General features: G+C 69.6%; 20 protein-coding genes and 1 tRNA gene. 9 read left to right on the forward strand and 12 right to left on the reverse strand.

What is annotated here, in order from left to right:
• Positions 1–393 precede the first annotated feature (393 nt).
• The 4 genes from WA670_RS43790 to WA670_RS43805 all read right to left on the reverse strand — a co-directional run bounded on the left by WA670_RS43790 (position 394) and on the right by WA670_RS43805 (position 4,754).
• A complete protein-coding gene (locus tag WA670_RS43790) occupies positions 394–1,374 on the reverse strand; it encodes a ribose-phosphate diphosphokinase (RefSeq protein ID WP_037820198.1) in 981 nt (326 codons plus the stop codon).
• A complete protein-coding gene (gene glmU, locus WA670_RS43795) occupies positions 1,371–2,867 on the reverse strand; it encodes a bifunctional UDP-N-acetylglucosamine diphosphorylase/glucosamine-1-phosphate N-acetyltransferase GlmU (protein ID WP_037820199.1) in 1,497 nt (498 codons plus the stop codon). The genes WA670_RS43790 and glmU overlap by 4 nt, the downstream gene beginning before the upstream one ends.
• A 45-nt stretch (positions 2,868–2,912) precedes the next feature.
• Complete coding sequence (locus WA670_RS43800) at positions 2,913–4,592, reverse strand: GGDEF domain-containing protein (RefSeq protein ID WP_051729804.1); 1,680 nt, start codon at positions 4,590–4,592, stop codon at positions 2,913–2,915.
• Positions 4,593–4,682: 90 nt separating this feature from the next.
• Positions 4,683–4,754, reverse strand: a tRNA-Gln gene (locus WA670_RS43805).
• A gap of 197 nt (positions 4,755–4,951) precedes the next feature.
• On the opposite strand from WA670_RS43805, the gene WA670_RS43810 reads away from it, so the two are divergent.
• Together WA670_RS43810 and WA670_RS43815 are read left to right on the forward strand one after the other, a co-directional pair.
• Entirely contained in the window at positions 4,952–5,911 is a 960-nt protein-coding gene (locus tag WA670_RS43810) for an acyl-CoA desaturase (protein WP_037820201.1), read from the forward strand.
• 148 nt (positions 5,912–6,059) lie between these two features.
• The gene (locus WA670_RS43815; RefSeq protein ID WP_134667546.1) at positions 6,060–6,650 is read left to right on the forward strand and encodes a TetR/AcrR family transcriptional regulator; all 591 of its coding nucleotides are present in this window, start codon (positions 6,060–6,062) and stop codon (positions 6,648–6,650) included.
• A gap of 4 nt (positions 6,651–6,654) precedes the next feature.
• Here WA670_RS43815 and WA670_RS43820 read toward each other — a convergent pair whose 3' ends face one another.
• The 3 genes from WA670_RS43820 to WA670_RS43830 are packed head-to-tail and all read right to left on the reverse strand — an operon-like array spanning position 6,655 to position 7,977.
• A complete protein-coding gene (locus WA670_RS43820) occupies positions 6,655–7,035 on the reverse strand; it encodes a VOC family protein (RefSeq protein WP_037820205.1) in 381 nt (126 codons plus the stop codon).
• Positions 7,035–7,433 carry an NUDIX hydrolase gene (locus WA670_RS43825; RefSeq protein ID WP_238604217.1) on the reverse strand — a complete coding sequence of 133 codons (399 nt, stop codon included), beginning with the start codon at positions 7,431–7,433 and terminating at the stop codon, positions 7,035–7,037. The genes WA670_RS43820 and WA670_RS43825 overlap by 1 nt, the downstream gene beginning before the upstream one ends.
• Before the next feature lie 10 nt (positions 7,434–7,443).
• Positions 7,444–7,977 carry a MarR family transcriptional regulator gene (locus WA670_RS43830; RefSeq protein ID WP_037820208.1) on the reverse strand — a complete coding sequence of 178 codons (534 nt, stop codon included), beginning with the start codon at positions 7,975–7,977 and terminating at the stop codon, positions 7,444–7,446.
• A 25-nt stretch (positions 7,978–8,002) separates the two neighbouring features.
• Here WA670_RS43830 and WA670_RS43835 point away from each other — a divergent pair, with 25 nt between their 5' ends.
• Positions 8,003–8,725: an SDR family NAD(P)-dependent oxidoreductase gene (locus tag WA670_RS43835; RefSeq protein ID WP_442893175.1), complete on the forward strand. Its 723-nt coding sequence runs from the start codon at positions 8,003–8,005 to the stop codon at positions 8,723–8,725.
• A gap of 2 nt (positions 8,726–8,727) precedes the next feature.
• Here the strand turns inward: WA670_RS43835 and WA670_RS43840 are convergent, their stop codons facing one another.
• Genes WA670_RS43840 through WA670_RS43850 form a run of 3 tightly spaced genes read right to left on the reverse strand, consistent with a single transcriptional unit; the run spans position 8,728 to position 11,679 of the window.
• Positions 8,728–9,885: a PQQ-dependent sugar dehydrogenase gene (locus WA670_RS43840; RefSeq protein ID WP_037820212.1), complete on the reverse strand. Its 1,158-nt coding sequence runs from the start codon at positions 9,883–9,885 to the stop codon at positions 8,728–8,730.
• A 19-nt stretch (positions 9,886–9,904) separates the two neighbouring features.
• Positions 9,905–10,558: a response regulator gene (locus WA670_RS43845; protein WP_037820214.1), complete on the reverse strand. Its 654-nt coding sequence runs from the start codon at positions 10,556–10,558 to the stop codon at positions 9,905–9,907.
• Entirely contained in the window at positions 10,555–11,679 is a 1,125-nt protein-coding gene (locus tag WA670_RS43850) for a sensor histidine kinase (RefSeq protein ID WP_078870808.1), read from the reverse strand. Before WA670_RS43850 ends, WA670_RS43845 begins: the two co-directional genes overlap by 4 nt.
• A gap of 116 nt (positions 11,680–11,795) precedes the next feature.
• Here WA670_RS43850 and WA670_RS43855 point away from each other — a divergent pair, with 116 nt between their 5' ends.
• The gene (locus WA670_RS43855) at positions 11,796–12,431 is read left to right on the forward strand and encodes a methyltransferase domain-containing protein (protein WP_107051241.1); all 636 of its coding nucleotides are present in this window, start codon (positions 11,796–11,798) and stop codon (positions 12,429–12,431) included.
• Entirely contained in the window at positions 12,403–12,909 is a 507-nt protein-coding gene (locus WA670_RS43860; RefSeq protein ID WP_336162087.1) for a DedA family protein, read from the forward strand. Before WA670_RS43855 ends, WA670_RS43860 begins: the two co-directional genes overlap by 29 nt.
• On the opposite strand, the gene WA670_RS43865 is transcribed toward WA670_RS43860, so the two are convergent.
• The gene (locus WA670_RS43865) at positions 12,887–13,663 is read right to left on the reverse strand and encodes a helix-turn-helix transcriptional regulator (protein WP_134734434.1); all 777 of its coding nucleotides are present in this window, start codon (positions 13,661–13,663) and stop codon (positions 12,887–12,889) included. The two genes, WA670_RS43860 and WA670_RS43865, sit on opposite strands and share 23 nt — an antisense overlap.
• Positions 13,664–13,750: 87 nt before the next feature.
• On the opposite strand from WA670_RS43865, the gene WA670_RS43870 reads away from it, so the two are divergent.
• Both WA670_RS43870 and mfd read left to right on the forward strand, forming a co-directional pair.
• Positions 13,751–14,692: an LLM class flavin-dependent oxidoreductase gene (locus WA670_RS43870; protein ID WP_037820223.1), complete on the forward strand. Its 942-nt coding sequence runs from the start codon at positions 13,751–13,753 to the stop codon at positions 14,690–14,692.
• 6 nt (positions 14,693–14,698) lie between these two features.
• Entirely contained in the window at positions 14,699–18,277 is a 3,579-nt protein-coding gene (gene mfd, locus WA670_RS43875; RefSeq protein ID WP_336162090.1) for a transcription-repair coupling factor, read from the forward strand.
• A 404-nt stretch (positions 18,278–18,681) separates the two neighbouring features.
• Here mfd and WA670_RS43880 read toward each other — a convergent pair whose 3' ends face one another.
• Positions 18,682–19,095, reverse strand: a complete 414-nt coding sequence (locus WA670_RS43880) for a hypothetical protein (RefSeq protein ID WP_336162091.1) — start codon at positions 19,093–19,095, stop codon at positions 18,682–18,684.
• Between the two features lie 81 nt (positions 19,096–19,176).
• Here WA670_RS43880 and WA670_RS43885 point away from each other — a divergent pair, with 81 nt between their 5' ends.
• Positions 19,177–20,175 (forward strand): hypothetical protein, encoded by a 999-nt coding sequence (locus WA670_RS43885; protein ID WP_336162092.1) that lies wholly within the window; start codon positions 19,177–19,179, stop codon positions 20,173–20,175.
• Positions 20,172–21,086: a MazG family protein gene (locus WA670_RS43890; protein ID WP_037820229.1), complete on the forward strand. Its 915-nt coding sequence runs from the start codon at positions 20,172–20,174 to the stop codon at positions 21,084–21,086. The genes WA670_RS43885 and WA670_RS43890 overlap by 4 nt, the downstream gene beginning before the upstream one ends.
• Positions 21,087–21,306: the final 220 nt, after the last annotated feature.

Here is a 21,306-nt window from a genome sequence, read left to right on the forward strand (position 1 = left end):
GCTCTGCCGGAGTGGGGTGCTGCCCGCGCGTGGCGCTGCTTCGCGTGCGGTGGGTTCGCTTGGGGCGTTGAGCGTGTGCGCCTTCTGCCTGGCGCGGCATCGGGAGGGTGCGCTTCGCCCGGGCGCGGTGCCGAGGGTGGGTGCATCGGCGAGCGCGTGCGGCTCTGCCCGAGCGAGGTGCCGTCCGCGCGCGGCCTGCCCTGCGTGCGGTGCTGTTCGCGCGGGGCACCGCGTGTGTGCCCTCTGCCCGGGTGCCATGCCGGGCGTGTGGGCCCGACGTGCATCCCCGCCAACCGAGCACAGTCAGCAAACGACGCGACCCGAGCCAGCCGCTGCGACCTGATCCAGGCCGCGCCGCCAACCCGGGCCGCGTCGTCGGAAAGCTGCTGTAACTCAGGCGTTGCCGTCGAACAGCGACGTGACCGAGCCGTCCTCGAAGACCTGCTGGATGGCTTCCGCCAGCATCGGGGCGATGGACAGCACCGTCAGTCCCGGGAAGCGCTTCTCTTCCGGGATCGGCAGCGAGTTCGTCACGATGACCTCGCGGGCCTTGCACTGCGAAAGCCGCTCGGTGGCCGGGTCGGAGAGGATGCCGTGGGTGGTCGCGATGACCACGTCCGCCGCGCCTTCCTCGAGCAGTGCTTCGGTGGCCTTCACGATCGTGCCGCCGGTGTCGATCATGTCGTCGATCAGCACGCAGAGCTTGCCCTCGACCTTGCCGACCACGCGGTTGGCGACGGCCTGGTTCGGCTTGTCCGGGTCGCGGGTCTTGTGGATGAACGCGATCGGCCGGTCGCCGAGCTGCTGCGCCCACTTCTCGGCCAGGCGCACGCGGCCCGAGTCCGGCGAAACGACAGTGATGTCCGCGTCGCCGTAGGTCGACTTGATGTGGTCGGCGAGCACTGACTGGGCCAGCAGATGGTCGACCGGGCCGTCGAAGAAGCCCTGGATCTGCGCGGTGTGCAGGTCGACCGTCATGATCCGGTCCGCGCCCGCGGTCTTGAACAGGTCCGCGATGAGCCGCGCCGAGATCGGCTCGCGGCCCTTGTGCTTCTTGTCCTGCCGCGCGTACGGATAGAACGGCATGACCACGGTGATCCGCTTGGCGCTCGCGCGCTTGAGCGCGTCCACCATGATCAGCTGCTCCATCACGTACTCGTTGATGGGCGTGGTGTGCGCCTGGATCACAAACGCGTCGGTACCGCGCACCGACTCCTCGAACCGCACGAACAGCTCGCCGTTGGCGAACGTGTGCGCGGTCTGCGGGGTGATCGTCACGTTGAGGTGCTTGGCGACCTCTTCCGCGAGCTCGTGGTGCGCACGGCCGGAGAAGAGCATCAGATTCTTCTTCGGCGTACCTGACTTCGGACTCATGCTGGCGACTCCCCGTCGGTTCCTGCTGCTGACTCGGACACAACGGTGTCCTGCTGCTGGGCGGCGAGAGCAGCTTCCGCTGCCTCCGCCGCGGGCGTCCCCGGCCTGCGCCGGACCGCCCAGCCTTCGATGGTGCGCTGCGGACCGGCCGACAGCGCCAGTGAACCCGGCGGAACGTCGTCGCGGATGACCGCACCGGCTCCACTGTAAGCGCCGTCCCCGATCCGCACCGGCGCGACCAGCGTGTTGTCCGCCCCAAGCCGGACATGCGAACCGACAACGGTCTGGTGCTTGCTCACCCCGTCGTAGTTCACGAAGACGCTGGAACAGCCGATGTTGCTGTGGTCGCCGACGATCGCGTCGCCTACGTACGTGAGATGCGGCACCTTCGTCCCGGTGCCGATTTGCGCGTTCTTCGTCTCGACGAACGCGCCCAGCTTGCCCTTCGCGCCGAGCTTCGTGCCCGGCCGCAGGTACGTGTACGGACCGACGTTGACGCCGTCGCCCAGCTCAGAGCCCGAACCGTGCACGCGGACCACCGACGCGCCCGCGCCGATCCGCACATCGGTCAGCGTGGTGTCCGGGCCCACAACGGAGCCCTCGCCGACCGAGCAATGGCCCTTGAGCTGGGTGTTCGGCTCGATCAGCACGTCGCGGGAGAGCGTGACGTCCGCCTCGATCCAGGTGGTGTTCGGGTCGATCACCGTGACGCCCTCGCACTGCCAGCGGCGCACGATGCGGCGGTTGTACTCGGCGCCGAGCACCGAGAGCTGCACGCGGTCGTTCACGCCCTCGGTGACCCACGGGTCGTCGACGACCAGCGCGCCGACGCCCTTGCCGTCCTCGCGGGCGATGCCGAGGACGTCGGTGAGGTAAAGCTCACCCTGCGCGTTGTCCGTCGACAGCCGTGACAGGCCGTCGATCAGGACAGCCGCGTCGAAGGCGTAGACGCCGGAGTTGATTTCGGTGATCGCGCGCTGGTCCGGCGTCGCGTCCTTGTGCTCGACGATCGCGCTGACCGAACCGTCGGCGCCGCGGACGATGCGGCCGTAGCCGGTGGGGTCGGCGACCTCGGCGGTGAGCACGGTGACCGCGTTGCCCGCCTTGGCGTGCTCGGCCCGCAGGGATTCCAGGGTTTCGGTGTCCAGCAGCGGAACGTCGCCGTAGCTGACGACCACGGTGCCGGTGAGTCCTTCCGGCAGCTCGGCCAGCGCGCACGAAACGGCGTGCCCGGTGCCCTTCTGCTCTTCCTGCACGGCGGTGGCGACCTCGCGGCCGAGTGCCTTGCCGACCCGGTCGAGTTCGGCGCGCACGGCGTCGCGGCCGTGTCCGATCACGACCACCAGATGCTGCGGCGCGAGGCCGGCGGCGGCGCGCACTGCGTGTTCCACCAGCGGCCTTCCGGCGATCGGGTGCAACACCTTAGGAGTGGAGGAACGCATGCGGGTGCCCTCACCCGCAGCGAGGATCAGCGTGCTCAGCGGGCCGCTCACGAGTCTCCCAACGATTCACCGGTGCGTTGACGAGCACCAACGATCCTACGTGGGGTCCTCAGCGCTCCACGCGGGGTCGGTCGGAGCCGTTTCCCCAGGCCAGCCGCTCGTGCCGTCGCCAGCCATCGAGTTGGCCGACGCCACCTGGTTGCCACCGCCGCGTTTCGCTTCGTACATCGCCGCATCTGCGCGCGCGAGGACCTGTTCGGCCCGCTCTTGCGGACGCAGCGACACCAAGCCAATGGACAACGTCACACCGTGCGACAGGTGATGCGGCAGTGTCGCGACCGATTTGGCCGCGCGGCCGAGCGCCATCTTCGCCGCCGACGCCGGTGCGCCGGGCAGCAGCACGATGAATTCGTCGCCGCCGTAACGGGCCACCACGTCGTCGCCGCGCAGGGCGTCGCGCAGAGTGCTTGCGACAACACGCAAAACGTTGTCGCCCTCGGCGTGCGACTGCTTGTCGTTGACGCCCTTGAACCCGTCGAGGTCGACCAGCGCGACCGCGAGCGGTTGGGCGTCCGCCGACGACGCCAGCGCGCGCAGGCGTTCGTCGAGCGCGCGGCGGTTCGGCAGTCCGGTCAGCGGATCCTGCAGTGCCTGCTGGGTGATCGCACCGTGCTCGGCGGAAAGCCGTTCATGCTCGCGGCGCGCGTTCAGCGTGGCGATCTGCGATTCGCGCAGCGCCCACATTTCGGTTTCCAGCGCGGTCGCGTAGTCGATCAAAGACTGGCTCGCGGCTTCCGGGTCGAGCCGGGCGAGTTCGCGGGAGAGGGTGAGCCGCATCGACGGCTGCGAGACGTCCTCGGCCAGCACGTCGCGGGACTCGCGCAGCACCTGCAGCGCGTCGGAGCGGCGGCCGGCCGCGTCGAGGCAGCGGGCCAGCGCGATCGCGACCAGTTCCTGCTCGTGCGGGTAGTGGTGGCCGAGATGCATGCCCTGCAACCGTTCGACGTGCTCGGCCGACGGGTCGTGCAGCGCGAGCGCCGCGGCCAGCACGCCGACCTGGTCGACCGCGGACACGCCGATCTTGCGCGGGAACAGCGATTCGGCGAACGGGCCCTCGGCGGCGACCGCCATCGACGCGGCGGTGCGGAACTTCTCCGCCGATTCGTCGTACTGCTCGATCCGCTCGAGCCGGAGACCCCAGCCGAGCAGCATCTTGACCCGGTTCATCAGCTGCAGGGTGATCTCGTGCGGGCTCGCGCTTTCCCGGATCGCCTGGTGCGCGCGGCCGATCACCTCTTCGGCGGCCTCGTAGACGCCGAGCTGGTTGAGCACTATCCAGCAGTCGATGAGCGCCATCGACTGCATGCGGTTCCAGTTGCGGACGCCGACCTGGCGGTTCGGGATCGTGGAGTCGTCGAGGATCGCGAGCGCGCGGGCGATCTCGGTGAGCGCGGCGTCCTCCTGCGCGGCGAGCACCAGCCGGCGTCCGCGCAGCGCGTGCGCGTCCGCGCGCAGCAGCGAAAGGCCGTGCCGCCGGGTGTGCGCGAGCATCTCGTCGAGCCGGGGCTCCGCTTCGGCCGCGAGACCGCGGGTGACGAGCCGGGAGAACGCGGAGGCGCGCAGCAGCTGGGCGACGAGCGTGGGTTCCCCCCGCCGGAGGGTTTCCTCGAGCAGCTCGTCCATGATCTTGACGATCTCGAGCTGGTTTTCGTGTTCCTGGCGCTGAACGGCCGCGATGAGTTCCCGCGCGCGCCCGACCAGCCACGCGTCCGACATTTCGACCAGGGTCGGGCGACGGGTGCCCGCGGGGTCGCTCGGTTCCTCGCTCAGCCGCCCCCACTCCCATCGCCCTCGCCGGATGTGCAGCTCCGCCGCCAGGATTCGAACCTGAACTGTCAGAACCAAAATCTGAAGTGCTGCCGATTACACTACGGCGGATCGGTCCAGGTCAGGATAGCGATGATCGAGGACGGGGGCGCCAGGAGGGGGAGGCGTGCGCCACAGGCCCGTCCCGGGCATCGGGCAATCGGACGTTTCGGGCCTCCACAGCGCCGGAAACCTCCTGTACCGTAACTTACGACACCGTAGGTAAGGGCACCCTTCGCAAGGGGTTGTGAGAGGAAAGAAGTGAGCGCATGACGGCCACCCTCGATCGTTCTCAGTCAGCGGGCGACCCGCCGAAGGGCCCCAAGCCGATCATCGACGGACAGCGCGGGATCGGCGTTCAGCTGTCGGTGTACTTCGGGGTGCTGCTGCCGATCGTGGCGCTGCTGGTCGCGGTTCCGTTCGCCTGGGGCTGGGGGCTGACCTGGACGGACGTCGCGCTCTTCGTCGTGTTCTACGGGATCAGCGGGCTGGGCATCACCGTCGCTTACCACCGCTACTTCACCCACGGTTCGTTCAAGGCCAAGCCGTGGCTGCGCGTCGTGATGGCGATCGCGGGCAGCATCGCGTTGCAGGGCCCGGTGATCACCTGGGTGGCCGACCACCGGCGCCACCACGCGTTCTCCGACCGCGACGGCGACCCGCACTCGCCGTGGGCGTACGGCACCTCCCCGCTGGCCATCGCCAAGGGTTTCTGGCACGCGCACATGGGCTGGCTGTTCGACCGGGACCAGAGCAACCAGGCGCGGTTCGCGCCGGATCTGGTGAAGGACCCGGCCATCCGCAAGGTCGACGACCTGTTCTGGCTGTGGTCGCTGGTGAGCCTGTTCGGGCCGGCGCTGCTGGGCGGCCTCATCTCGTGGTCGCTGTGGGGCGCGGTGACCGCGTTCTTCTGGGCGGGCCTGGTCCGCGTGTGCGTGCTGCACCACGTGACCTGGTCGGTCAACTCGATCTGCCACATGATCGGCGAGCGCCCGTTCGCCGCGCGCGACCGTTCGGCGAACTTCTGGCCGCTGGCGATCTTCTCCTTCGGCGAGTCCTGGCACAACCTGCACCACGCCGACCCGACCTCGGCCCGGCACGGCGTGAAGCGCGGCCAGATCGACATGTCGGCGCGGCTGATCTGGATGTTCGAGAAGTTCGGCTGGGTGCACGACGTGCGGTGGCCGACCCCGCAGCGGCTGGCCCGGATCGCGGCCGAGAGCAAATAACAGTGTGAATGGCAGTGCCGGTCAGTGCCGGTGAGAACCGGCATTGCCACGCACGACTACCCTGCAGTGAATGGCGGGGAGACGACGGGCGAAACGAGAAGCGGCGGTCACCGGCGCGCGGCCGGCCGCACCGGTCGCCCGGGTGCGCATGACCGGCAGCGAGCGCAGGCAGCAGTTGCTCAACGTGGCACGCGCATTGTTCGCCGAAAAAGGGTTCGACGGCACCTCGGTCGAGGAGATCGCCGCGCGGGCGAACGTGTCGAAACCGGTTGTCTACGAGCACTTCGGCGGCAAGGAAGGCATTTACGCCGTCGTCGTCGACCGGGAAACGCAGCTGCTGCTCGACCGGATGATCTCGACCCTCCACGGTGGACACCCGCGGGTGATGCTGGAGCAGGCGGCCGTCGCGTTGCTGAGCTATGTCGAGGATTCCCACGACGGTTTCCGGATTCTCGTCCGCGATTCCCCGGTCGCCAGTTCCACCGGCACCTTCTCGACGGTGCTCAACGACATCGCGAGCCAGGTCGAGCACATCCTCGCGCAGCAGTTCGCCGCGCGCGGGTATGAGGAGAAGCTGTCCGCGCTTTACGCGCAGGCGCTGGTCGGCATGGTCGCGCTCACCGGGCAGTGGTGGCTGGACGCGCGCAAGCCGAAGCGGGACGAGGTCGCCGCGCATCTGGTGAATCTCGCCTGGAACGGGTTGTCCCACTTGGAGAACAAGCCCCGGTTGCTCGGCTGAGTCCTCAGCTTCCGGACGGCGCGTTGCTCAAATCCACGACGCAGAACAGGTTGCCGTCCGGGTCGGCGAGGACGACGAAGTCCGGCTCGGGCGGGTAATGCGGCCAGTCGACCCGTTGCGCGCCTAGCCCGATGAGCCGTTCCACCTCGGCGCGCTGTTCGTCCGCGGTGTCGGTGTAGAGGTCCAGGTGCAGCCGCGGCACGGGTTCGGCGGGCGAGTCGCTTCGCATGAGGCCGAGCGCGTGCGCGCCGCCGGGGTGGGCCAGCGTCTTCCACGTCGCACTCGCCCATTCCGGATCCTCGACTAGCCCGAGCGCTTCGCACCAGAACCGCATCGCGCGTTCGACGTCGGCGACTCCGAGCACCGTTGTCCCGAGTCGCAGCATCAGACCAGTTTTCCTTGCGCGCGCAGGTCGTCCAGGATCAGCTGGACCGTCGCCGACACCTGGTCGCGATCGGCGTGGGCGAGCCAGCCGAACGACTCGATCTCGCTGCTCGGCTTCAGCTCGCCGGTGTACTTCGCGGTGTAGCAGGTCATCCGCACCACGACGCCGTCCGCCTTGCCGTGCGCCTGCGCTTCCCAGGTTCCGGCCAGCTGCGCGGAAGCCGGATCCAGCGTCACGCTTAGTTCCTCGGCGATTTCCCGGACCAGCGTCTCGACGTCCGACTCGCCCTCCTCGCGTTTCCCGCCGGGCAGGTACCAGGTGTCCTTGCCCGCCGAGCGCGCGGCGAGCAGCTTGCCGTCGACCACGTGCAGCCAGGCGACTTTGTCGATGGAGGGCATGTCCGCCACCCTACCTCCGCGCCCGCCGGTCGAGGTCCGCGAGCAGGATGCGCAGGAGGTCGGCGAGCTGATCGCGCTGCGCCGGGGACAGCGCGGACACCAGGGTTTCCTCGTGCTCCAGCAGATCTCCGACGGTGCGCTCGATCAACTCGTGGCCAGCGTCGGTGAGCTCGACGTACACCCCGCGACGGTCCGAAGTGGACTTCACCCGGCGGACGTGCCCGTCGCGTTCGGCACGCGCGGTTTGCTGGGAGATCGCGCCGGGACTGACCCGGCAGCGTTTCGCGAGTTCGCCCGCGCTGAGCCGGTACGGCGGCCCGGCCCGGCGCAGCGTGCTGAGCAAGGTGCGGGTGGAGGCGTCCATCCCGAGTTCGAGCATGGTCGCGCGCCGGTCGTCCTCCAGCAGTTTCGCGATGTGCCAGATCCGCGTGATCACACCGATGGACGACACCGGCGTGCCCGGCCGCTCCCGCAGCCACGCCCGCTGAATCTCGTCCACCTCGTCGCTTGACGGGTTTTCCCCGCCGCCGGTACCGTCGTCCACCAGAGGTACTTTAGCAATAAAGGACGTGGGGATGAATCGGGAATCGGTAGTAACCGGGGGCGGCACCGGAATCGGGTACGCGATCGCCGCGGCGTTTGCCAGGGCGGGTGATCGGGTCACGATCACCGGACGGCGCGAGGACGTGCTCACCGAGGCGGCGGCGCTGCTCGGCGCGCGGGCGGTGAGCTTCGACGCGAGCGATCCCGAGGCGGTCGAGGCGGCGCGCGACCAGCTGCCCGAACGCATCGACGTGCTGGTGAACAACGCTGGCGGCAACACGGATTTCCTGCACGAAGACAGCCGAGACTTGAAAGCGCTCGACGCTGCCTGGACGGCCAATCTTCGCGCGAATCTGTTCAGTGCGGCGTTCGTGACGACGGCGCTGCGGGACCGGCTCGCCGACAACGGCCGCATCGTCACGATCGGTTCGATCGCCGGGCACACCGGCGCCGAATCGTACGGCTGGGCGAAAGCCGCGGTGGAGGTGTGGAATACCGAAACCGCCCGGCAATTCGGGCCGCGCGGGATCACGGCGAACATCGTCGCGCCGGGATTGATCGTGGACACCGAATTCTTCCGCGGGAAACTCTCCGCTGAACGCCAGGAGCGGCTGGTCGAGAACACGATGACGAAACGCGCGGGCAAGCCGGAGGATGTCGCCGAAGTGGTGCGGTTCCTGGCTTCCCCGGAGGCCGGGCACGTCACCGGCCAGGTCGTGCACGTGAACGGCGGCGCGTACGTAGGCTGACCTCAGCCGGGGGTCACGCGCAGCACTTTGTCGTTGCTGCCGTTGGAAGTCGTCACGTACAGCGAGCCGTCCGGTCCGCTTCGAGCCGCGCGCAACCGGCCGAATTTGTCGTTGAATTCCGCGGGCAGCGTCACTCCGGTGACCTTCGCGGCCGCGTCCAGGTGCAGCAGCAGGAGTTTCTGTCCCTTCAGCGCGACCACGACCAGCGCGCCTTCGTTCGCTCCCCACTGTTTGCCGGTGAGGAAGGCGTCGCCGCTGGTCGCCTCGGTGATCTGGCCAGTTGTCCACAGTGGACGAACCGCGTCCGGGAACCGCTTGGTGTCGGTCATCGGCACGCTCTCGTCGTAGCTGGGGTCGGTGCCGCCCTTCGACGGATCCCAGCCGTAATTCCCGCCTGGGCGCAGGAGATTCACCTCGTCGTCGAATGCCGGTCCGTGTTCGGAGGTGATCACCTGACCGGTGCCCGGCCGGATCGCGACGCCCTGCACGTTGCGGTGCCCGTAGGTGTAGATCCGGCGTTCGTTCGGGTCGGAGGAGGACAGGAAGGGGTTGCCCGGCACCGGTTCCCCGGTCTTCGCGTTGATCCGCAGCACCTTGCCGCCGAGGCTGTGCCGATCTTGCGCGACCGTGGACCGCGCGGTGTCGCCGGTGCCGACGAGCAGCGCGCCGTCGGGAGCGAGCGTCGGGCGGCAGCCGGAATGGCGTCCGCTCGGATTCACCGGCAGCCCGGTCAGCAGGTCGCGCACCTTCGCCGCGCTCGCGCCGTCGTCGGCGAGCCGCCAGGTGACGAGCCGGACGTCCACCGCGCGGCCGTTTTCCTGGTGGGTCTGGCAGGTGGTGAACTCGCGCGAGGTCGCGAAGTCCGCCGCCAGCACCAGGCCCATCAGGCCGCCCTCGCCCTGCACGAGGACGTCGGAGAAATCGGCGCGCACGTCGGTCGTCCGGCCGTCGCGGACCAGCGCGAGCTTGCCGGGCCGCTGCGGCACGAGGAGCGAACCGTCGGGCAAGAAGGCGACGTCCCAAGCGTGTTCGAGGCCGTCCGCGACCTCCTGCACGGCGAACCGGCCCTGCTCCGGCTTGGCCGGGGCGGGGGCCGAGGCCGGCGCCGCCGAGCAGGCGGCGAGCAGCAGGACCGAGGCGAGCACCGCGACGAGACGCATGGGTCCAGCATGCCCCGATTCAGCCGCCGGGACGTACCAATCCGGATTCATACGCGAACACGACGGCATGCACCCGGTCGCGCAGCCCGAGCTTGTTCAGCAACCGGCCGACGTGCGTTTTCACCGTCGTCTCGCCGATGAACAGCGTCCCGGCGATCTCGGTGTTCGACAGTCCGCGCGCGATCAGGCCGAGCACGTCCTTCTCGCGTTCGGTCAGCGTCTCCAGTTTCTGCTCGTCCAGCGGCGTCCGGTGCGCGCTGAGATAGCGGTCGAGCAGGCGTTTCGTGACCGACGGCGACACCATCGCGTCACCGCGCAGCACGCCGCGGATCGCCACCAGCATCTCGTCCGACGGCGCGTCCTTGACCAGGAATCCGCTGGCCCCGGCGCGCAGCGCGGAGTAGGCGTACTCGTCGAGGTCGAACGTCGTGATCACCAGGACCGAGGTGTCCGGCAGTTCGGCGCAGATCTGCGCGGTGGCCGCGACGCCGTCGAGCACCGGCATCCGGACGTCCATCAGCACGAGGTCCGGCCGGCGCGCACGGGCGAGTTCGACGGCTTCCGCGCCGTCGCCCGCCTCGGCGACCACCTCCAGGTCGGGTTGGCTGTCGACGATCATCCGCAGCCCGACGCGCACGAGTTCCTGGTCGTCGCAGATCAGCACGGACGTCATGCGGCGTCCGTCCGCAGCGTCGCCGCTACGCGGTAGCCGCCGTCCGGCAGCGCGCCGGTTTCGAGCTTGCCGTGGTACATCGCGACGCGCTGCGCCATGCCGGTGAGGCCGCGCCCGGACCCGGGCAGTCCCGCCGCGGCCGGTTGCCGTCCGCCGGAGTTGGTCACCTCGACGCGGATTTCCGGACCGGCGAAGGCGACCCGGACCCGGCCGGTCGCGTCGGGCGGCGCGTGTTTGAGCATGTTGGTCAAGGCCTCCTGGACGATGCGGTACGCCTGAAGCGCGACGCCTGCGGGCAGGTCGGCGATGTCGCCGTCGACTTCGAGGGTGATGTCGCGGCCGGACTGTGCGACGAGCGTGCGCAACTGGTCGAGCGTCGGCTGCGGAGCGCGCGCGGGTTCGCCAGCATGCATCACTTCTAACAGCCGCCGTAGTTCGGCGAGTGCGGAACGGCCGGTTTTGCTGATGGTGTCGAGCGTGCGGTCGACAGCGTCTGGATCGTGATGGCGCGCGAGCTTCGCTCCTTCGGCGTTCAGGACGATCACGCTCATGCTGTGTGCGAGTACGTCGTGAAGCTCGCGCGCGATCCGTGTGCGCTCTTCGGCGACTGAAGCGCGACTGCGGGCTTGTTCCTCGGACGCCGCTAGCTCCGCTCTCAACCGTTCTTCTTCGGACAGTTGCTCCTTCGTGCGGAAGAACGCGCCGAGCGCCCACGCTGCCAGGTACAGCGGCAGTGGGCCGAAGATGGTGAGCGTCGGGTTCAGGGTGTTGGCACCCCAGGTAAATCCCCAGAAAGTGTCCAGGCCGACGACAGCTACCGCGAAGCCGATGAACCATCTGTCGCCGGCTTTGACGAGCGTGTACAGCATGACTGCCATCGCGAGGTCGCTGCGGCCGCGGTCGTACGCCCAGATCTCGTTCGTATAGACGACAGCGACTCCGATGAGGATCAGGAGCGCGACAGTGCGCGGATAGCGGCGACGCACCAACAGCGGCAGCAGGAACAGCATCGACACCATGCGGATCGGCCAGGTCGCCTGATCCGCGATGTTGGGGCCGAAGGCGGCGAAGACGGCGTACAGCGGCAAGTCGAGCAGCCAACGCTGCTTGCGTCCCCACATCACCAGTCCACGCACGAAACGAACGTAACTCGCGGACGTCGTCGCGCGCGTCGTTCCGGAGGATGGCGGTGGTCCTCCGAGCGGACGACTTTTCCCGCCGACCGAGTCGATCCGCGATGACCGAGCCGCTTCCTACCGTACGAAACATGTCGATTACCAGGGAGTTCTTCCGGCATCCGATGCGTACCGGCGCGATCGCCGCCAGCTCGGCACGGCTGGCCGGAGTGATGACTGCCGGGCTGGGCGTCGAAAGCGCGCACAGCGTCGTGGAGCTAGGGCCGGGAACGGGCGTGTTCACCGAAGCGCTGCTTCGCATCCTTCAGCGCGACGCGCATTTCACCGCGGTCGAAATCAACAGGCACCTCGTACAGGAGCTTCGTGAGCGCTTCCCGTCGCTGCACGTTGCGGAAGGCTCCGCGGAACACGTCGCTGCGTACGTGACCATGCCGGTCGACGTGGTCGTCTCCGGCCTGCCGTGGACAGCCATGCACGCCGCACCACAGGCTGCGGTACTGAATGCCGTCTGCGAAGTGCTGTCGTCACAAGGCCGCTTCACCACCTTCGCGTACGCGCACACCGCCTGGACGCCGCCCGCGCGTCGGTTCGCACGGTTGCTGCGAAGCCGCTTCGCGGTTGTCGAACGCACCAGTGTGGTTTGGCGGAACCTGCCGCCGGCGTACGTGTACCGCGCGGCTTTGCCGGTGCGGTCGGGACTGGACCGCTATGGACAGCCTGCTTCAGCCGCTTCTTGACGCTCCCGCGCCGCTCGTCTACCTGATCTGCGCGCTGGTGATCATGGCCGAGACGGCGCTGCTGCCCGGCATCGTGCTGCCGACGCTGTCCACCTTGCTGCTCATGGGTTTCCTTGTGCAGCGCGGGACTTTACAGCTGTGGCCAGCGCTCACGGTCTGCGTTGTGTCGGCGTTAGCGGGGGACCAGCTCGCGTACTGGGAGGGACGACTGTGGGGTCCGAAGCTGCGACGGTCGCGCGTAGGACAGCGGATCGGCGAAGCGAAGTGGGACAAGGCTGAAGCGACCGTCGCGCGTTATGGCGTGCCAGCAGTCGTCCTAGGGCGGTGCCTCGCGGGCGTACGCACTCTCGTGCCGCGCGTCGCCGGTTCCGCCGGACTGTCGTACCGACGCTTCTTCGTCGGAAGCGTGTGCGCGGCAGTGCTGTGGGCGGGAGTGGAGCTGACGTTGGGTCAGGTCACCGGGTGGGTCGCGCCTTGAGCAGTTCCGCGGTGGAAGCGTCGGCGGGCAGGAAGGTTTCGAGGCTCAGCTCGGCGACCGTCACGTCGACCGCCGTGGCGAAGTGCGTGATCGCGGTGAGCAGCCGCAGTTCGCCCGCCGAGCTGGACAACTGCAGCGGCACGGCGAACCCGAGGTGGTCGCCGGACGGTTCGCCGGGCGACGGCAGGTAGCCGGTGAGTTCGTCCAGCAACGCCTGATGGCGCGGGTCGGGTCCGTTCGCCAGACCGCGGCGAGGACGTTCGAGCACGTGCTGCGCCCAATCGGCGAAGTTCTGGATCCGCGGCGCCATCCCGCGCGGGTGCAACGCCAGCCGCAGCACGTTGACCGGCGGTTCCAGCAGCTCCGCCGCGACATCCTCGGTGAGCAGGCCGAAGCTGTCGTTCGCCGCGACGAGATCCCCGTAGCGGTTCACGACCAGCGCCGGATACGGCTCGTGCCCGGCGAGCAGTGCGCGCAGCGACTCCAGCACCGGCGTCAGCGCGGGGTCGTCCATCCGGGTTTCGGGGTAGACCGGCGCGTATCCGGCGGTCAGCAGCAAGGCGTTGCGCTCGCGCAGCGGCAGGTCGAGCGCCTCGGCGACGCGCACCACCATGCCCCGGCCGGGCAGCGAACGGCCGCGTTCCATGAAGCTGACGTGGCGCTGCGTCGTCCCGGCTTTCAGCGCGAGGTCGAGCTGGCTGAGCCGACGGCGGGAACGAGCGTCGCGCAAGGCGTCGGCGAACGAAGTGGGCACTGCGCGATTCTGGCCGGTGCTCGTGTCCGCCTGCCATTCCCCGCAGGGAATTGCCGGGACGCCCGGCCGCGCTGGATCGTCGGCGACGTGGAATTCGGACTTCTTCTTCCTGCCGGACAGGCACAGCTCGAAGCAGGCGGCACCCCGCGTGCCCTCGTCGCATTGGCCCGCGAAGCCGAACGGCTCGGATTCGCGTCGATCTGGGCCGGTGACTCGCTTTCCCGTCCCCGGATCGAACCGCTCACCCTGCTCACCGCGGTCGCGCAGGCCACCGAACGCGTCACCGTCGGCACTGCCGTGCTGCTGCCCGCACACCGCAATCCGGTGCAGACCGCGATGACGCTCGCGTCCGTCGACCTGATCTCCGAAGGACGGCTGGCGGTCGGCGTCGGCGCGGGCTTCCCCGGCTTCAGCGAGCGGGAGTTCGAGCTGGCCGGGGTCGATTTCCGGACACGGTTCTCGCATCTGGACGACGTCGTCACGCTCTGGCGCGAGCTGTGGACCGGGCAGCCGCAGTCGTTCCACGGCAAGGTGCTGCATTACGACTGGCTGCCGCCGGCGGTCTGGCCCGCGCGCCCCGGCGGTCCGCCGATCTGGCTGGGCGGCGCGACGCCTGCCGCGCTCCGCCGAACCGCGCTGCATTACGACGGCTGGCTCCCGTATCCGCCGGACCCCGCGGACTACGCGTCCGGCCTCGCGACGATCCGCGCCGCCAGCGATCGCCCGGTCACGCCGTCGCTGTTCCTGACGGTTTACGTTGACCCTGACCCGCGCCGCGGCCGTCGCGTTCTGGAGGACTACGCGCAGGCGACCTACCGGCGTCCGTTGGCGCAGATCAGCACCATCCAGGCGACCGTGACCGGCCCGATCTCGGAAGTCGCGGCGACGGTGCGCCGCTACGCCGAGGCCGGAGCGGAGCACGTGCTGCTGCGCGTCGGCTCCCTCGAACCCGGTGCGGTCGAGCAGCAGCTGCCCCTGTTGGCGGAGGTGATCGCCGGGGAGCGAAAACTTGTCGGTGCCGCGACGTAGGCTGGGATGGTGACCGACGCTGTACTGTCCGGACTCCTCCAAGCCATCCTTCCCGACCCGGCGCTGCGCGGCGTTGTCGAGCGCGCCGGGGCCCCACTGCTCGAACTGCAAGGCGCTGTCGCCGTACGGCAGCTCGTGGCCGCCGCTCTGGCCGAAGACCCCGAGCGCGGCGGCGCGGGCCGTCCGGTGCTGGCCGTCACCGCCACCGGACGCGAGGCCGACGAGCTCACCGCGTCGCTCGGCGCGCTGCTCGGCCCCGATCGCGTGGCCGACTTCCCGTCCTGGGAGACGCTGCCGCACGAGCGCCTTTCGCCGCGCGCGGACACGGTCGGGCGGCGGCTGGAAGTGCTGCACCGGCTGCACACCGGAGACGACGAACTGCGGGTCGTGGTCGCGACCGTGCGCAGCCTCATCCAGCCGATGGCCCCCGGGCTCGGCTCGCTCGCGCCGATCGACCTGGTCGTCGGCGAGGAACAGAGCTTCGAGGACCTGCTCGAACGGCTTGTCGAGCTGGCGTACACGCGCGTGGACATGGTCGAGAAGCGCGGCGAGTTCGCGGTCCGCGGCGGCATCCTCGACCTGTTCGGGCCCACCGCGCAGCATCCGGTCCGCGTCGAGTTCTGGGGCGACGAGGTCAGCGAGATCCGCGCGTTCGCGGTGTCCGACCAGCGCTCGCTGCCCGGCGAGATCCAGCGGGTCACCGCGCCGCCGTGCCGCGAGCTGCTGCTCACGCCGGACGTCAAGGAGCGCGCGGCGGAGCTCGCCACCACGTACGAGGCCGACGCGCACCTGGCCGAAATGCTCACCAAGCTGTCCGGCGGCATCCCGGTCGAGGGCATGGAGGCGCTCATCCCGGTCCTCTGCGAGGGCGAGCTGGCGCTGCTCACCGACGCGATGCCGCAGGGCAGTCACGTGCTGCTGGCCGATCCGGAGAAGATCCGCGCCCGCGCCGCCGACCTCGTCCGCACCGGGCAGGAGTTCCTCGAGGCCTCCTGGACCACCGCCGCGGCGGGCGGGCAGGCCCCGATCGACCTCGGCGCGTCGGCGTACCGCGATCTGGCCGAGATCGCGTCGCACGCGCAGGAGACAAAGCGCCCGTGGTGGACGCTCACCCAGCTGACCAGCGAAGACCCGGATGTCTACCGCGTCGGCATCGAGCCCGCGCCCGCCTATCGGGGCGAGCTGGAACGCGCGATGACCGACCTGCGCGCGCACCTCGCGTCCGGCGGCACCGGCGTGCTCGTCGTCGCCGGACAGGGCACCGCCAGCCGCGCGGTCGAGCAGCTGATGGCCGCCGAGGTCCCGGCGAAACACGTCGAGGTGCTCGCCGACGTGCCGCCGGCCGGCGTCGTCACGGTCACCTGCGGCGGGCTCGCGGAGGGCTTCGTCTCGCCGGAGCGCGCGCTCGTGGTGCTGTCCGAGGCCGACCTGACCGGCCGCGGCGCCACCGCCGGATCGTCCACAAAGGACTTGAACACCAAGATGCCGTCGCGCCGCCGCGGCGCGGTCGACCCGCTGGCGCTCAAGGCGGGCGACTACGTGGTGCACGACCAGCACGGCATCGGCCGGTTCGTGGAGATGGTGCAGCGCACGGTCGCCGGTGCGACGCGCGAGTACCTGCTGCTGGAGTACGCGTCGTCCAAGCGCGGCCAACCCGGGGACAGGCTGTTCGTCCCCACTGACCAGCTCGACGAGGTGTCCCGCTACGTCGGCGGCGAACTGCCCACGCTCAACAAGCTCGGCGGCTCGGACTGGAAGAACACCAAGGCACGGGCCAAAAAGGCGGTCAAGGAGATCGCCGCGGAACTGGTGCAGCTTTATGCGGCCAGGCAAGCCGCGCCCGGGCACGCGTTCGGCGCGGACACGCCGTGGCAGTCCGAGCTGGAAGACGCCTTCCCCTTCACCGAGACCAACGACCAGCTCGCGGCCATCGACGAGGTCAAGTCGGACATGGAGCGCGGCGTCCCGATGGACCGGGTGATCTGCGGCGACGTCGGCTACGGCAAGACCGAGATCGCGGTGCGCGCGGCGTTCAAGGCGGTGCAGGACGGCAAGCAGGTGGCCGTGCTCGTGCCGACCACGCTGCTCGCGCAGCAGCACCTGAACACGTTCACCGAGCGCATGCGGTCGTTCCCGGTCACCATCAAGGGCCTTTCGCGGTTCACGCACAAGGCCGAATCGGACCGGGTCATCGAACAGCTCGCCGACGGCGAGGTCGACATCGTCATCGGCACGCACCGGCTGCTGCAGACCGGCATCCGCTACAAGGACCTCGGCCTCGTGATCGTCGACGAGGAGCAGCGGTTCGGCGTGGAGCACAAGGAACACATCAAGGCGCTGCGCACGCACGTCGACGTGCTCACCATGTCGGCGACGCCGATCCCGCGCACGCTCGAGATGTCGCTGGCGGGCATCCGCGAGATGTCGACCATCCTCACCCCGCCGGAAGACCGGCACCCGATCCTGACCTACGTCGGCGCGTACGACGACAAGCAGGTCGGCGCCGCGGTCCGGCGCGAGCTGCTGCGCGACGGCCAGGTGTTCTACGTGCACAACCGGGTGTCGTCGATCGAGAAGGCGGCGAAGCGGATCCGCGAGCTGGTGCCGGAGGCGCGCGTCGTCACCGCGCACGGGCAGATGAACGAGGACAAGCTCGAAAAGATCATCCAGGGCTTCTGGGAGAACGAGTACGACGTCCTCGTCTGCACCACGATCGTCGAGACCGGCCTGGACATCTCCAACGCCAACACGCTGATCGTGGAACGCGGCGACATGCTCGGCCTCGCCCAGCTGCACCAGCTGCGCGGCCGGGTCGGGCGCGGCCGCGAACGCGGGTACGCGTACTTCCTGTACCCGCCGGAAGCGCCGCTCACCGAAACCGCGCACGACCGGCTCGCCACCATCGCGCAGAACACCGAACTCGGCGCGGGCATGGCGGTCGCCATGAAGGACCTCGAAATCCGCGGCGCGGGCAACATCCTGGGCGCGGAACAGTCCGGGCACATCGCGGGCGTCGGATTCGACCTGTACGTCCGGCTCGTCGGCGAAGCGGTCGAGGCTTTCCGGCGGCACGCGGGCGCGGAGCCGGCGGAGGACGAGGAACTGGCCGAAGTCCGCGTCGACCTGCCAGTGGACGCGCACATCCCGCACGACTACGTCCCCGGCGAACGGCTGCGGCTGGAGGCATACCGCAAGATCGCCGCAGCTCCGGACACTGCGGCCCTCGACGCGGTACGCGAGGAATTGGTCGACCGCTACGGCCAGCCACCCGCCCCGGTCACCCGGCTGCTCGCAGTCGCAGCGTTCCGGCACGCCTGCCGCGCCGCAGGCGTCACCGAGGTCGCGGCACAAGGCAACACGATCCGGTTCGCACCGCTGCCGTTGATGGACTCGCAGCTGGTGCGGCTGAAACGCTTGTACCCCAAGGCGTTGTACAAGGCGATCACCAACACGGTGTCGGTGCCGAAGCCGACCGAAGGCCCCGCCGGCGGCCGAATGGGCGCGCCGGTGCTGCGGGACCAGGAACTGCTCGACTGGTGCACGAAGCTGCTGGCGCAGTTGACGAAAACCCCAGCCGCGGTGTGAGCACTGCGGCGTGCCTCGCCTGATCCGCCGCCGGTACCCGCGGCGGTCTCGATGGCGAGGCACCGCCGCGGCACCCGGGCTCCCGAACCGCGGACCTAACCCCGAGCGGTTTCCGTGGCGAGGTTCCGCCGCTCTGGCCGCGACGTGGTTTCCGTGGCCAAGCGTCAGCTAGCCGAAACCCCGGTGGTTGCGCAGTGGCCAGCCGCAGTGCCGCTTCCTCCTGTGGCGTAGGCAGTGCCCCGCAGCCGGACATCGGCAACGGCCGGGGATGCCGCGGCACCCGGGCTCCCGAACCGCCGCCGCGGGCCTCGCTCACCGTGCTGCCGTACGAAATCGGCGCGCGCGTCGGTTTCCGTGGCGAGCTTCTGCCGCTCTGGCCGCGGCGTGCTTTCCGTGGCCAGGCGTCAGCTGGCGGAGCAGACCTCGAGCCCCGGCGGTTGCGCAGTGGCCAGCCGCAGCGCCGCTTCCTCCTGCGGCGTAGGCAGTGCCCCGCAGCCGGACATCGGCAACGGCCGTGGATGTCGCGGCACCCGGGCCCCCGAACCGCCGCCGCGGCCCGGATACACAAGCAAGCCGCGTTCCGGATCCGGCACCGCGTCGAGGGCGGCGGTCACCGCGGGCAGGTGCCAGAAGCGATCCCGTGCCTCTTCCGACGCAAACTCGATCTCCAGCGTCACGCCCCAGCGATGGACGTGCCACGTCCACTGCTCGGCGCCGTGGGTCAGCGCGGCCTCGGTCAGACGGTCGCCGTGAGCACGTTGCCACGCGCTCGCCGCGAAGGCCCCGTCGAGGACTTCGATCGACAACCAAGAGTCCATATGTCGACAATAGTCCGCTGAATGCCTCGATGGTGTTGCGTTTCGAGGCCATGTGAGAGGGTAGGGCCTGTGATGCGGATCATGGGGCGCCGCCGTGCGCTGGGCGCCGTTCTCGCCGGAGCTTTCCTCCTCGCCGGATGCGGTACCGGCCCCAGTCAGGTGGGCATGGCCGCGGTCGTCGACGGTCAGGTCACCACCATCGACCAGGTTCAGGCGCTGCTCGACCGCGCCGTGCAGGAGCAGCCGTACGCCCGGCAGCTCGCGTCGCGGCACCAGCTCGACCTTGTCGGGCGCGAGATCGTCCGGCAGACGCTGCTGCACGAGGTCGTCGTGAAGGCCGCGCAGAAGGAAGGCATTGCCGTCGACGAGGCCACCGTCAGCGAGGCCATGCAACAAGATCCGCTCGCGTCGCCGGTGCCCGAGGCCGTCACGCAGGACCAGTCCGCGGCCGTCACCCAGCTCGTCTGGCGGCTGCGCGATCACCGCGAGGCCATCACCGACCAGTACCTGCAGCAGCGGATCGCGCTGAAGTACCTCCCGACGCTCTCGGTGAACTTCGACTACACCAGCATCGGCGCGCCGACCTCGGAGAGCCAGGCCCCGTCGATCGACCCGAAGGCCGCGCGCAGCCAGGCCATCGCCAAGGCCGAGGAGTACGCGAGCGACCCGGGCAAGATCCAGGCCGACATCCAGAGCGGCGCGCAGGGCAACGTGGGCCAGCAGGCTCCCGCGCTGTCGTCGCCGCAGGACGCCGCGACCGTGCTGTTCGGCGTGCCCGCGAACACCGCGATCGCGTTCCAGCCGAACCCGGCGAGCGCGCCGACCTGGTGGGTCACCGCCGTGGTGCGGAAGCGGACGACGGACGCGAAGGTCGCCACCGACCAGGTCCAGCAGCCGACCGCGGCTCAGCTGGGTGCGATCGGCGTGCGGATGCTCCAGCCGTACGTTGGCAACGTGGACTTCAAAATCAACCCGCGCTACGGCGTGTGGGACGCAGTCGGCATGAACCTCGCCCCCAGTGCGGCCGAGGTGACGGGCGTGGCCGTGCCGCTGCACGGCGGTGCCCCGGCGCAGCAGTGACCGGCACGGTAATCCTGGTCCGCGGCGCGACCCTGCCCGCGGCCGCTCTGCCTCTGCTTCGCACCAGTGCCGTGTACGCCGCGACCGACGTCGATCCCGCGCAGTTCGGTGTCCCGCCGGTAGGCGAGTCCTTCGCGGACATCGTGCTGTTAGCCGCTTCCCGCACCGAACCGACCGCGGCCGCCATGCTCGCCGCCGGCGCACGGTTGATCGAAACCCCCGTGCCCCCGCTCGTCGAAGCGGTCGAGGTCATGGACCGCCTGCGCTCACCCGGCGGCTGTCCGTGGGACGCCCGGCAGACGCACGAGTCCCTCCGCCAGTACCTGGTCGAGGAAACGTACGAACTGCTGGAAGCCATCGAGGACAACGACCGCGCGGCCCTGCGCGAGGAACTGGGCGACGTCCTGCTGCAGGTCTTGTTCCACGCCCGCGTAGCCGCCGAACACGGCCGCGCACCCTTCACCATCGACGACGTGGCCAGCGACCTGGTGGACAAACTGGTAGGCCGCCACCCCAACGTCTTCGCCGACGCGGCCCGCATCGCCTCGGCGGAGCACCAGGAACTGAAGTGGGAAGAGCTGAAACAGGCCGAGAAGCAACGCAAGTCCATTGTGGACGGTGTCGCACTGGGCCAGCCCGCGGTCGCCCTGGCCGGAAAACTGGGCCAGCGCAGCGGCCGGGCAGGCATCCCGCTGGACCTGTTCCCGCAAGACTCCTCGGCCCCCGCCCAACTCTTCCGAACGGCAGCCACCGCCCGCCGGGGCGGCTTGGACCCCGAGGGAGAGTTGCGGGCAGTAGCGAAGCAGTTCGCCCGCGACATCCGCGCGGCGGAGACGGCCGCCCGGAAAGCCGGAGTCGAACCGACGACGCTGGAGGCTGAAGGCTGGCGAAAGTTCTGGCCTTCGGCTTGAGCCGGTTTCGCTGCGCCGCTTGAGTTTTTGCGGCGAGAGCGTGATCGACGGCTGGCGAGGTTTTCGCCGGGGACCTGTCGCGCGGCTTGCTTTCTCCTGGGCGCGATGGGCATCTGGTGCGCCGCTTGCTTTCCTCGGGGCCCGCTGCGATCCTCGCCCGTGCCGTGCCGTGCCGTGCCGTGCCGTGCCGTGCCGTGCCGTGCCGTGCCGTGCCGTGCCG

Source organism: Amycolatopsis sp. VC5-11 (assembly GCF_037034185.1).
In the GTDB taxonomy this organism is placed as follows: domain Bacteria; phylum Actinomycetota; class Actinomycetes; order Mycobacteriales; family Pseudonocardiaceae; genus Amycolatopsis; species Amycolatopsis nivea.